Source organism: Bradyrhizobium quebecense (assembly GCF_013373795.3).
In the GTDB taxonomy this organism is placed as follows: domain Bacteria; phylum Pseudomonadota; class Alphaproteobacteria; order Rhizobiales; family Xanthobacteraceae; genus Bradyrhizobium; species Bradyrhizobium quebecense.
Map to the genome: position 1 here is coordinate 8,657,686 of NZ_CP088022.1, position 12,906 is coordinate 8,670,591.

Genomic DNA, 12,906 nt, shown 5'->3' on the forward strand with positions numbered 1-12,906 from the left:
GAACGATACGAAGGTTTATGGCGATCCGTTCGCCTGGCACGCCTAACAACTTCCACGTATCCAACGGCTGGCCGAGCAGCGAAATCGACCGCGCTTATGCGAGGAACCACCCGCCTGACGGCCTCAGCTTGCCGCTTACGGGGAACAGGTTGCATTCGGGGCGAGGATAGCGAAAACTGTAGCGCTGATAAGAAGGCGGTGGCGCAGCACAATGCGGAATTGCCCGGCTAGGTGGTTGCGGCGTAAGCGCGACTTTCTCGTCACATTGAATCTCGCATAGAATCAGTCGGCCCCTACGAGAGCCAGTGGATTCGCTGCTGGACGAGAGATTATGTTATATCAGGCCGGGTTTTCGGCGCTGCGGCTTTTGGGGAAGTTGAGAGGGAGTAGATCTTCAATATCGTCGTCGTCGCGGCGCTGGGGCAATTCGGTGAGGACATGTCGCAACCATGCGAAGGGCTCAACGCTACGGGCGCGACAGGTCAGCACCAGGCTATAGACAACGGCACTGGCGCTGGCTCCATCAACGGTATCGCTGAAGAGCCAATTTTTCCTGCCACAGGCGAAGATTCTGATGTCGCGCTCAAGAAGGTTGTTGTGGATCGGCATCTCGCCGTCCTCGTTGTAGCGCGTCAGATATTCCCACTGATTGAGCGTATAGGAGACAGCATCGCCGAGCTTGGTGTCGGGCACGACCTTTGCGGCGATTGCTTCGAGCCATGCCTTGAGAGTGTTCAGGACAGGAATGCTGTGTTGCTGGCGGAAGCGGCGCCTGTAATTGGCCCGCGTTTCGCCGTCATCCGGTTTTTCTTCACGCACCTGTCTTTCAATCCGGTAGAGTTGGTCGAAGAACTTGAGGGCTTGCGCCGGCAGCCCGCCGGGTTTCTTCCTCGCTTTGAGGGCGTCGACAAAGCGCCGCCTGGCGTGGGCCACGCATCCGATATGCGTGGCGCCTTTCAACGTGCGCCAGGCCGAGTAACCGTCACTCATCAAGATGCCGCGGTAGTCGCCAAGGAAGGTCTGCGGGTGTTCCTGCCCACGACCAGGCTGATAATCGAACAGCACAATCGGCTGCTCACTGTCCTCGCCGCTGCAATAGGCCCACATGTACGAGGTGCTGGAGGCTTCCTTGTCCTTTTCCTTCAATACCTGAACCGTTGTTTCGTCGCCGTGGATGAGGGCCTGGCACGCTCGGGTGCACAACCGTCACCCGCAGCTTCTGTCCTTCTTCCATCACGTAGTGTCCACCTCACATTTGGTGGCCACCTCATGCATCAGCTCTCTCAACATAAAAGGTACGCGAATGAGGAAGCTAAAGTCCTCGCATTTTAAATCGCCGTCCAAGGAAACGGTAGTGAAGCGATCGATTACGATGTGATGGCTGCCGCCTATCGGGCTGACAATGAGCACGGCGCTTGGAACACGCTATACGAAATGTGCGCCATTCTCACCTTATTCGGCGCTTGCCTATACCCAACGATTGAGACGATGGCAATCGACAGGATCGAACGACGGAGCGCATCGCTCTGTGCTCACTCCGGCCATCATCGTGCCATCAACGTGTGGTCATCGCGATCGCTGTCGATCGACAGCGTTGCTCCATCGTCTCATACGTACTCTCAGCCCCTCTACTTCATAAAGCGCGATTGAAAAAAACGAACGATGGGGTTTATGCGTCGGCCAATCTCTGCGACAAGGCACCGAGTCGCTTGAAGGCACAGCCGTCGGCCGGTTTGCAAAATGAATAGGAGGCATCGGGTTGCTAATAGATTTTCCGCGCATCAATCGGTCTAAGGCTGTCTTCGATGATATTTATGCTTCGGATGATCCCAGGGCATATTTCACCGTGCTGGGAGACCTGGATTATATGATCCCGGACGTGGCTGAGCCGGTTGTGCGCCAGATTCTCGCGGCGAACGCATCGGCAACTGGCGTTAAGCCGACCGTGCTTGACATTGGCTGTTCATACGGCATCAACGCTGCTGTGCATCGGTTTCCACTGACGTTCGGGGGCTTGCGTCATCGCTACGCTCGGCGCGAGATGAGGGCAATCAGCTCTGATACACTGGTGCGTCTTGATCGCAGTTTCTATGCGTCTTGGCCGGATGTCGGACTGGCACGATTTATCGGTCTCGATGTATCGGCACCGGCGATCAGCTATGCAACAGGTGTCGGTCTCCTTGAGCAGGGTATTGTCGCTGATCTTGAAAAGGAGACGCTATCGACGGACAGCGCGCACATCATCCGCCCCACTGACGTTATCATGTCGACGGGGTGCATCGGCTACGTTACCGAGAAGACGTTCAGCAAAATTCTCGATGCGACAGAGAAGCGTCCATGGATTATCTCATTCGTGCTACGAATGTTCCCATTTGATTCTCTGGCTGCAACGCTCGCGAAGCGTGGCCTTGTAACGGAACGTCTTACCGGCGCGACATTTATCCAGCGTCGCTTTCGCGATGCTGAAGAGTTTGAAAGTTGTTTGGCCACCTTGGCGGCTCTTGGCGTCGATACTACCGGTCTTGAGTCGGAAGGGCTGTTTCACGCCGATTTGCTCTTGTCCCGCCCTGAGATGGATGCTCGCGCCACCCCTCTCGAAAACATTGTCACCGTCGCCAGCGGCAGGGGTCGGCCTATCGGGCCCCGTTATGTGCATATTGGAGGCAACGCGGGCTTGCAGGTTGCGTTGGAGCCGTGACGGGTTCCTTTTCCGAGGATAGTTGTGGGTATGCCCCAAGGAACTGTACACCGAAGTGGATCATACCCTGACTTCCTGAATGATTACTTTCTATCAGGTCGGTAGTCTTACAGAGAAGCCTTGGTTATGACTACTTCGCCGATTGCGAATCCATGTGTTGCCGTGCCGTATGATCGAGGTCGCCGCTGCGTCAGATTTCTACGATCGAGTGCGGCGTATTGCCGTTTCCAACGTATCGTTCGAAGTGCGGCAAGCGAAGAAGGTCGCACTGCGGCCGACGCCAAGGCTAGGGCGAAATCGATAGCAAAGGTCAGCACGAGCCAGCCGATTAGCGCGCCAGCCAGAGCCTGTTCCAGGCCAGCCAGATCACGCCCGCAATCGCGGCCCAGAAATGGAAGCCGGTCGCGTACGAAGACGAATTTGTCGGCCGCCGCAAGAGCCGCGCCGTTGGCCGCGGGGGCATGCACTGTATAGACCGGCTTCGAACGCTCCGCCGAGGATGGACTCTTACTTACAGCATGATCTTCCGGAAAACCGGCACGACCTTTTCCGGATCATGCACCCGGAGATCAGCCGCCGAGCTGCCCCTTGGTTGAGACGCCAGTATGCATTCGCTGTGGTCTTCCATGCGAGCCTGCAGGAAGACGCCGTCTTGAGGTCTGAGGTCGAATACCCGAGCGGGTCTCGCATCGGACCCGCCTGACGACAGGAGAGGGGCGCTCCGATTCTGTCGGCACTCGACACCGCCGCTTATTGGCTGATGCTGACCGTGCGCGACGCGATTCCCAAAGCCCGGGAATTGGCCACAGCCGAGTTCGCGACGCTGCGTCTTCGTCTCTTGAAACTCGCTGCCCGTGTCGTCGAGACCACGAGCCGCATTCGCCTTGCGTTTGCCGCGGCATGTCCCGAAGCCGACCTGATCCGCGGCTTGCCAGGCGCGCTGCTGCCGCTCGGTCCTTGACCGGCGGGGCGTCCGCCCCCGTTCGCCCAACCCATCCCTCAAGCGCGTTGCAAAGTACCGGTCGTCAGGCGGTGAAAAGCCGAAGGCAATCCCGCGCGCCTCGTCAGCAGATGTGCGGCCACATCAATGGGACCAAAAAAAACGCACTCTCACGAATAGGACGGGCTAAAGGGTAGTTTGTTGCTGATTCCCAGCGTGTCAAATTCGAGCCCGGCTTCGAAGGCCTATATTTTGAAAGTGAGAACGGATGGATTTCCCCTCGACGAAGTGGGTGAGCACGGGCCCGCAAGAGAGTTCACCCGCGGCGCCGTCCGCAGATACGGCGACCTTTGAGCGGCAGCTGAGCGAGATCGCCAATTCAGGTGGAGGTGGTGGAGCAATGCCGGCCGCCTCGGCGCTGCAGCCGGCTCAGTCAGCTGGGGTTTTGAAAGGGCACAGCAAGCAGCCTCTTTATTCCGAGGATGCTCGCCTTATTTCGGGGCTTGAGGAGGCCCTCCGCAACGGCAACGCCGCCAACCACACCGCCAGGGATTATGCAGGTTCTCTTCTCAGCCTTGGCCGCTGGCTCTTCGCAAATAACAAAGATCCGATCGCTGCTCGGCTCGACGACCAGTCGCTAACCAATGATGCGCGCGAGGCCATCAAAAAGGATCCTAACAGGAGACGACTCCTTCTGGCAATAGACCATCTCCGGACCTTCCAGTCGACGGGCGTCGTGCCGATCACAGGCCGGGCTGAGCTAAATCCTCACCCTCAGGACGTAGCTCTCATCAAAGAGTACAAAAACGAAGCAGCGACAGGGACCGGCAGAGGGTATGCAACTGTTCTTCGCAGTTTCAGTGACTACCTGCGTGAAAACAACAAGAAGGGCATTGCTGCTCGGCTTTCCGGCAAGGCGTTGGATGGAGATGTCGAGAGCTATAGGAAAGACGCCGGGGGTAATCGGAATATCGGTGCCGCACTGGCTGATCTCCGAAAATCGCAGGCTGGCGCTAAAGCGATGGAGCGCGAGCGCCATATTTCCCCCGTTCCTGATCCCGAAGACGCGGCACTGATGGAGCCGATGCCCGTCGGCGGCGCCGCTGCGCAGCACAGCGCGTCGCAGGACGCGGGCAGTTGGCCAAAGGAGCTGCTTCCTGTAGAAGGCTACGATCAGGATTTGCTTTGGGAGCTGATGGACGAACCCGGCCCGTCGTCATCTCTTCTTGAGCCAGCCGCGCGCCATGACCAGTCATCGGATCCCGGAGAGTCCATTCGTCCCTTGAATTGGGGCTCCGACCGCCAGCAGTTCCCGGACGAGCCGATCGGTGCACTTGCCAAGAGCAACCTCCTGCCAAGCAAGGAGGTCCTCATCAACGATGAGCATGACACAGCTGAATTGAGGCCAGCGAAGAGGCCGAGGACCCTAGACAATCTGCACGGCGTTGCCATTGAGCGGCAACTGAGCGAGCGTGGTGGAGCAATGCCGGCCGTCTCGGCGCTGCAGCCTGCTCAGTCAGCTGGGGTTTTGATAGGGCGGAGCAAGCAGCCTCTTTATTCCGAGGACGCTCGTCTTATTTCGGGGCTTGAGGAGGCCCTCCGCAATGGCAACGCCGCCAACCACACCGCCAGGGATTATGCAGGTTCTCTTCTCAGCCTTGGCCGCTGGCTCTTCGCAAATAACAAAGATCCGATCGCTGCTCGGCTCGACGACCAGTCGCTAACCGATGATGCGCGCGAGGCCATCGAAAAGGGTCATCACAGGAGACTCCGTCCGGCAATAGACCATCTCCGGACCTTCCAGTCGACGGGCGGAGTCGTGCCGATCACAGGCCGCGCTGAGCTAAATCCTCATCCCCAGGACGTGGCTCTGATCAAAGAGTACAAAAACGAAGCAGCGACAGGGACCGGCAGGGGGTATGCAGCTGTTCTTCGCAGTTTCAGTGACTATCTGCGTGAAAACAACAAGCCGAGCATTGCTGCTCGGCTTTCCGGCAAGTTCCTGGATGGAGATGTCGTGAGCTATAGGAAAGACGCCGGGGGTAAGAATATCGGTGCCGCGCTGGCTGATCTCCGAAAATCGCAGGCCGGCGCTAAAGCGATGGAGCTCGAGCGCCATATTCTCCCCGGTCCTGATCCCGAAAACGCGGTACAGTTGGAGCCGATGCCCGGCGGCGCCGCTGCGCAGCATGCGTCGCAGGACGCGGGCAGTTGGCCAAAGGAGTTGCTTCGTCCCTTGAACTGGGACTACGACCGCCAGCAGTTCCCGGACGAGTCGATCGGTGCACTTGCCAGGAGCAACCTCCTGCCAAGCGAGGAGGTCGTCATCAACGATGAGCATGACACAGCTGAGTTGAGGCCCGCGAAAAGGCCGAGGACCCTAGACAATTTGCACGGCCTTGCCATTGAGCGGCAGCTGAGCGAGATCGCCAATTCAGGTGGAGGTGGTGGAGCAATGCCGGCCGCCTCGGCGCTGCAGCCGGCTCAGTCAGCTGGGGTTTTGAAAGGGCACAGCAAGCAGCCTCTTTATTCCGAGGATGCTCGCCTTATTTCGGGGCTTGAGGAGGCCCTCCGCAACGGCAACGCCGCCAACCACACCGCCAGGGATTATGCAGGTTCTCTTCTCAGCCTTGGCCGCTGGCTCTTCGCAAATAACAAAGATCCGATCGCTGCTCGGCTCGACGACCAGTCGCTAACCAATGATGCGCGCGAGGCCATCAAAAAGGGTCTTAACAGGAGACGACTCCTTCTGGCAATAGACCATCTCCGGACCTCGCAGTCGACGGGCGGGATCGTGCCGATCGCAGGCCGCGCTAAGCTGAATCCTTATCCCCAGGACGTGGCTCTCATCAAAGAGTACAAAAACAAAGCTGCGACAGGTACCGTACGTACCTATGCAGTTGTTCTTAACAGTTTCAGTGACTACCTGCGTGAAAATAACAAGAAGGGCATTGCTGCTCGGCTTTCCGGCAAGGCGTTGGATGGAGATGTCGAGAGCTATAGGAAGGACGCCGGGGGTAATCGGAATATCGGTGCCGCACTGGCTGATCTCCGAAAATCGCAGGCCGGCGCTAAAGCGATGGAGCTCGAGCGCCATATTTCCCCCGGTCCTGATCCCGAAAACGCGGTACTGATGGAGCCGATGCCCGCCGGCGGCGCCGCTGCGCAGCACAGCGCGTCGCAGGACGCGGGCAGTTGGCCAAAGGAGCTGCTTCCTGTAGAAGGCTACGATCAGGATTTGCTTTGGGAGCTGATGGACGAACCCGGCCCGTCGTCATCTCTTCTTGAGCCAGCCGCGCGCCATGACCAGTCATCGGATCCCGGAGAGTCCATTCGTCCCTTGAATTGGGGCTCCGACCGCCAGCAGTTCCCGGACGAGCCGATCGGTGCACTTGCCAAGAGCAACCTCCTGCCAAGCAAGGAGGTCCTCATCAACGATGAGCATGACACAGCTGAATTGAGGCCAGCGAAGAGGCCGAGGACCCTAGACAATCTGCACGGCGTTGCCATTGAGCGGCAACTGAGCGAGATCGTCGCTTCAGGCGGTCGCCTGCTGACGTCGGCCCCCACCCATCAACTGGGTGCATCGCCATGGCAGGCGCAGCCGACGATGCAGGGGAGTGGGTACCAAGATGCCACGGCGCTGCAGCGAGCTGTCAGTCGGCCATTGGTCCTCCCGGAAGGTTATGATCAGGATCTGCGTTTGATGGTGGAAGACGGCCCACCGTGGCCCGGGGTTCCCCCGGAGCAGGCGCAGGACATAGTCCAAGCTGGACAGCAGGAACCTGCCTGGTCCGCCTCAACCTGGTCGCCGCAGATGCCGCTCAACTTTGATTGGAGTATGTGGCCGATGCTGGAAGCATCGCCAGCGCAGGCTGCCAGGGCTCGCTCAAGCACCTACGGCGGTCCTCCATTGGTTGATCTGACTGCGGCCACGCCGTCTGAATCACGCGACGATGTTAATTCTGTGCCGGCGTTTCCGAGCACCTCCTACGATGCTCAGATCGGGGCTTTAGGTCCGACAGCCTCGCCTCACGGCCGCAGGCTGGTGCTCGAGGACACGGAATGGCTGGGCGACGAGCATGTCCTGAGAGATTACCAGCTCCTGGCGCAAGAGTTGGGGGGGGACAATCCGAATCTCGCCGCCCGGACGCGGTTCGTGGATCCTCTCATAACCCTTGTTAGCCTGCGCTTGGGCACCGAGAGCGAAATGCTACGCGCATTCCAGCGCATCGTCCATGATCAGAATGGTGACGACACAGCCGACTTCCTGTTCCTGCCAGTGAACAATGCCCGTGCTACGAATCTCCCCGGCACCCATTGGTCGTTGCTGTTTGTTGATCGCCGCGACCGCGAAAGGCCGGTTGCCTATCGCTACGACTCCATGGGGGAATACAACAACACGCCCGCAGCAGAGCTCGCAGCAAGGCTGGGCGCCCGCCTGGAGTCACGCGGCATGACCCAGCAGCTGAACACTTATGATTGCGGCGTCTTCGTGGTGGACGGCACGCGGGCGCTGGTTAGGCAATTGGAGCAAGGACGAGCACCACACCTGCTGAACCTCAGCAGCCTCGTTGCCAATCGGCAGGCGCTGCAGAACCGACTCAGGGGCTGATGTCGTACGCATACGACGAAGCTTTCAATTACCCATAATTTCGCCGACTCGCGCTGATCCGCGAAATCTTGAATCGAAAGTATCACTTGTGATTCCTTGCTGAGCACTTGATTCGCGAGGGGGCGCTCTATGGGGCTGACATTAAGGGATCAATCCGCAAAAGGCTGTTTGCGGTCCTGGAAAGGCGAATGTTGGATTGATCGAGAGAGTAGTGGATGCGAGTTTAGGGACGCGGGCTCGGCGACAGATTCCGCAAACTGCTCACGCAGATTGGAAGCGCCATGGGACAAAGCATCCAGCTCGTCTGCCAGGATTGGGCGAATACCAAGGCAGCCTACCGCTTCTTCTCCAATGACCGGGTCAGCGAAGCGGACATTCTGACCGGCCATTTCCAATCGACGCGTGATCGTGTCGTCGCCGCTGAAGGTTTGGTTCTTGTGCTGCACGGTACAACCGAGTTCAGCTATCAACGCGAGAAGTCAGAAGTGATCGGCATCACCAAGAGCATAAACAGTGGACGGGATAAGGCGGGAATTGCGTCAAATTCCGCTTACGAAGCTTCTCGCCGAGAGCGTTGACGAGCTTCGCGAGGAGCTATCGCTGAAAGTTGGTGACGGCGGGAATCGGGAAGGCGGCATATCGTGGGGGTGCTTGACGCCTCCACTTCTCCACCGAAGGAGCGATATGCCGTGTCCAAAGATAACATCATCAAGTTGATTCAGCCAGGAAACGTCGACGATCAACTCACCGAAATCTTGCGCAATGGGGCGCGTGCTCTGTTGGCCCAGGCGGTCGAGGCCGAGGTCGCGGACTTTCTCGGCAAGCATGCCGATTTGAAGACTGCGGACGGCCACCAGCTCGTGCGCCACGGTCACCTGCCGGAACGCGAGGTGATGGATGGTGTCGGTCCGGTCGGCGTCCGCCAGCCGCGTGTACGCGATCGCGAGGCGGAGGCTACCGATCCCGACCGCATCCGGTTCTCTCCGTCGATCCTGCCGCCCTACATGCGCCGCTCGAAATCGATCGAGACGCTGCTGCCGATCCTTTACCTGAAGGGTATCTCCACCGGCGACTTCTCCGAGGCTCTGGCGGCGCTGCTCGGCAAGGATGCTGCCGGGTTGTCGGCATCGGCCGTCTGAAGGACGGTTGGCTTGACGAACACACCGCGTGGCAGAGGCGCGATCTGTCGGCGAAGCGCTACGTCTACATCTGGGCCGATGGCATCCATCTCCAAGCACGCCTCGAAGACGAAAAGCAGTGCATCCTGGTGCTGATCGGCGCGACGCCGGAAGGCCGCAAGGAACTGGTCGGCCTCACCGATGGCGCCCGCGAGAGCGCGCAGGACTGGCGCGATCTGCTGCTCGACCTGAAGCGGCGCGGGCTCGGCGTGCCGCCGCGGCTCACCATCGCCGACGGCGCGCTCGGGTTCTGGAAGGCCGCCGGCGAGGTCTGGCCGAAAACGCGCGAGCAGCGCTGCTGGGTACACAAGACCGCCAACGTGATCGCCAAGTTGCCGAAGAGCCAGCAGCCTAAAGCCAAACGCGCGTTGCAGGAGAGCTGGATGGCCGAAACCAAGGCCGCCGCCGAGCTGGCGTTCGACGCCTTCATCGAGAGCTATACGCCCAAATACGAGAAGGCGGCCGACTGCCTGAGCAAGGATCGGGACACGCTACTGGCGTTCTACGACTTCCCGGCCGAACACTGGAAACACCTGCGGACCACCAATCCCATTGAAAGCACCTTCGCTACCGTGCGCCACCGCACGATCCGATCGAAGGGCTGCCTGTCCAACAGAACGGCGCCCGCGATGGTCTTCAAACTGCTTGAGGCCGCGCAGAAAAGCCGGCGTCGTCTCGATGGCCACAACCAGTTGCCAAAACTCGTTCTCGGTGTGACATTCAACGACGAGATCGAGCTCATCGCCAAACCGACTGACCGTCAGCCCATAACCGCCGCCGCCTGACCGGCCGCGCCGTCACCAAAATTTGGCGATAGCTCCTTCGCGAGGACGTCGGAGAGCCAGTGCTCGGCGCTGACGCTATTGAGCTTACAGGTCTCGATCAACGAAGCTAACTAATCTCAAACCTTTGAGAAGCGCTCCTTCGGCTCCCGGTCGATTAAGTTGACGATGCCCCGCTACCTCCAGCAGCACCCCAGACGCCATAGAATTGCAACCCATGGTGAGCTGGGTTTTCCTGTGCATCCGGGGAAAACGCTCTTGGTCAGCTTCTCGTCAGCCGAGCTGTCTATCCAAACAGACTGCGCATTATGGACCTGATTGGAGGTGGAAGATGGCGGGCATTGTTGGGCCTTCAGGAGCCGACAGCGCATGGGGATCGAGCAGTTCGAGCGCGGAGCCCAGTCCCGCCCCTGGGGAAGGCGGGCAATCTTTCGACAGGGAATTGGAGCGGATGCGCTCCGGAGGAGCCGCGCTCATGAGTGAGCCACCCGCGTCCGGTGTGGCAGTCCGGATGCCCTCGAGTGTCGACGGAATCAAGGCAGCGAAGCAAAAAATGCGCAGCCTGCTTGAGGGCCTTGATAGTTCTCGAAATGCAGCCACACAAGCCCGGAATCCGTCGGAGACGCAAGAGCTGATCGATCAAATCGTCAAGGCGGGCTCGGAAGTTCTGGAGTATTACGCGAGCCTCCCCTCGGACATGGCGCGCAGGCTTCTTTCCGACAGTCAGGCTCGTCAAGTCCGCGCCGAAACTATCGCTGCGGGAGACGAATGCAACATCGCGGCCACCTGGATTGTCAACAACCTGGAGGCGAACAGGAGCAAAGCAGCAGCCGTGCTCGGCCGGATGCGAGATGCCGGCGCTCCGTCCGACCAGCTGGGCCGGGCGGTATCCAGCGTGGCGAAGCATTACGAAGCCTGCTTGGATTGGTGGGGAAAGAAGGTGTTGCGCTCGGAGCGGATGCGGTCCGTTTATACGGACACCGCCAACTTGCCCAGCACCACGTCCAAGATGCGGGAGGAAGAAGAGGCCGCGCTACGCCAGCATACCGGCTGGGCACTGTATACGAAGTGCATGTACCTGGAATCGCGCATCGCTCTCGCGCGACTCTTGATCGAGTCGAAGGCGGCCACGTTCGGCCCAGCCGTGAACGACGCCCTCATGGGTGAGGATGGGCGGGTGCGACTGCTTGGGACCTTTATCGCGGATTTTTTTCCGGCATTCAACTCGACTTCCCACGCCGTTCTGGAGGGAGCGGCGCTCGACGCAGACCACTGCACCGTTCTGGAAGGAGTCATGGAACGGCTTTCGGAATTTGCCTCAGGGGTGCACGGCATCGTTGCCCGACTAAGGGGCGCCGGAACGGATGCCGACCTTCCGTTGGAACTGTTGGGCCAGATCGCGGAAGGTGCATGGGTCACCGCGGACGACGTCACGCGTCTTTTGGTCGTGCAGCCAAAGACGCCCGCCATGATTGAGCCGCTGGCCCGGACTGCCGTAGTGGTTGAAGGGGGCGCGGCGCGGAGGAAGGGGAAAGGCAAGCGCGCCCCGGCCGCAGGCGAGCGAAGTTCGGCGGCCGGGCTGCGCGAGCCGCAGCTCGCCACGCCCGACGCGGCCACGGCCCCAACAGGCAAGGTGATCGTACTCTCGGATTTGGGTACAAAGAAACTCGCGAGCGCGGAGGAGGCAGACGCGAGGGTGTCATCGTCGGCGACTGGGCACCTGGAGATATTGCAGGCTCCGCCCTCCAGGAAAGCACTGACCGAATTAATCGAGCGATTGGACGAACTTTTGCAGTTCGATCTGCCCGCTCAGCAAAGCACCGTCTCGCAAGCGCGCCAGATGAAGCCCGAGGACGCCGATCACGTCGTGGATCTCGTCGTTAAGCGACTGCAGACGCAGGCCTCCGAGATTGAGGCCAGTGTAGTCGCGCTGGAGGAGCCTCGCCGACGTGTCCTACTCACGCCTGCGCAAGTGCCGGAAGTGCATGACAAAATAACCCGGCTCAAGGCGATGTTGTCCGAGGTGCAGGGACAGGCGAACTCTTTGAAGGCGCGAAAGGTGGCGATCACGATCGATTGCATGAAGACCTACGCATTTCCGTCCCAGAAGTATCTTGAACAGTTGCGGGCGGCCGGGGAGCTGGCGTCTGTGAATCCACCGCGCGCCTTGAAGGATGATCCGGGGACACTGTTCGAGATCAAGCTGCAGCCCAAGGCCCTGCGCAATGGCGCGATGCCAAGCCCGATGTGGGTGCACATCCATACCAAGCGGCCGGTACATGCCTGGCAGTTGGCAACGCTGAGCGATGCCGAGTTCGCCGCTTGCCACGTGAAGTCCAATGACCAACGCGGCTACAATCAGGACTGGCAGAGCGCTCGAGCTGCGACGGGGCGCGAGAACGTCGTGATCCACCGCGGGAAGCTCACGCCGGCGTTCTGTAGGTCCTTGATGAGCACCGCAGTTGGTGGCCATCCGTGGTATCCCCTTCCCGAGACGGAGCACATGTCGACCCAGATGGCGCGCCTGGGGATGTAGCTACAGGTGGTTTGTCTCGCGCCGGAGCGCCGCTGTGGTGACACGATCAAGTGGCCGTTATCACCGAGAGGAAATCCTCGATGAGCTCGAAGTCGGCACGAACTCCTCGAACAGATCGACAGCGGGGTCCGATTGAAATTCGATCGGGAGCGTCGTG

The 12,906-nt window shown here is 59.7% G+C and carries 5 protein-coding genes and 4 pseudogenes; 6 read left to right on the forward strand and 3 right to left on the reverse strand.

Going from position 1 to position 12,906, the window contains the following annotated elements; genetic code table 11:
• Positions 1–339: 339 nt before the first annotated feature.
• A pseudogene (tnpC, locus tag HU230_RS41085) lies at positions 340–1,185 on the reverse strand (IS66 family transposase); the annotation flags it as partial.
• A gap of 580 nt (positions 1,186–1,765) precedes the next feature.
• Between tnpC and HU230_RS41090 the strand changes: the two are divergent.
• Positions 1,766–2,698, forward strand: coding sequence for a class I SAM-dependent methyltransferase (locus HU230_RS41090; RefSeq protein ID WP_166106165.1), 933 nt, complete (start codon positions 1,766–1,768; stop codon positions 2,696–2,698).
• A gap of 328 nt (positions 2,699–3,026) precedes the next feature.
• Here the strand turns inward: HU230_RS41090 and HU230_RS41095 are convergent, their stop codons facing one another.
• Entirely contained in the window at positions 3,027–3,161 is a 135-nt protein-coding gene (locus tag HU230_RS41095; protein ID WP_371821700.1) for a DUF2628 domain-containing protein, read from the reverse strand.
• Positions 3,162–3,434: 273 nt separating this feature from the next.
• Between HU230_RS41095 and HU230_RS41100 the strand changes: the two are divergent.
• From HU230_RS41100 to HU230_RS41115, 4 genes and pseudogenes are all read left to right on the forward strand, one after another.
• Positions 3,435–3,659 (forward strand): annotated as a pseudogene (locus tag HU230_RS41100) (transposase); the annotation flags it as partial.
• A 247-nt stretch (positions 3,660–3,906) separates the two neighbouring features.
• Complete coding sequence (locus tag HU230_RS41105; RefSeq protein WP_224944077.1) at positions 3,907–8,253, forward strand: Ulp1 family isopeptidase; 4,347 nt, start codon at positions 3,907–3,909, stop codon at positions 8,251–8,253.
• Positions 8,254–8,534: 281 nt separating this feature from the next.
• On the forward strand, positions 8,535–8,831 hold the full coding sequence (locus HU230_RS41110) for a transposase DNA-binding-containing protein (RefSeq protein ID WP_231168567.1): 297 nt from the start codon (positions 8,535–8,537) through the stop codon (positions 8,829–8,831).
• Positions 8,832–8,942: 111 nt separating this feature from the next.
• Positions 8,943–10,216 (forward strand): annotated as a pseudogene (locus HU230_RS41115) (IS256 family transposase).
• 35 nt (positions 10,217–10,251) lie between these two features.
• Here the strand turns inward: HU230_RS41115 and HU230_RS44300 are convergent.
• A pseudogene (locus HU230_RS44300) lies at positions 10,252–10,326 on the reverse strand (transposase domain-containing protein); the annotation flags it as partial.
• A gap of 218 nt (positions 10,327–10,544) precedes the next feature.
• Here HU230_RS44300 and HU230_RS41120 point away from each other — a divergent pair.
• Positions 10,545–12,749 (forward strand): hypothetical protein, encoded by a 2,205-nt coding sequence (locus HU230_RS41120; RefSeq protein WP_176533519.1) that lies wholly within the window; start codon positions 10,545–10,547, stop codon positions 12,747–12,749.
• The last annotated feature ends 157 nt before the right edge of the window (positions 12,750–12,906 follow it).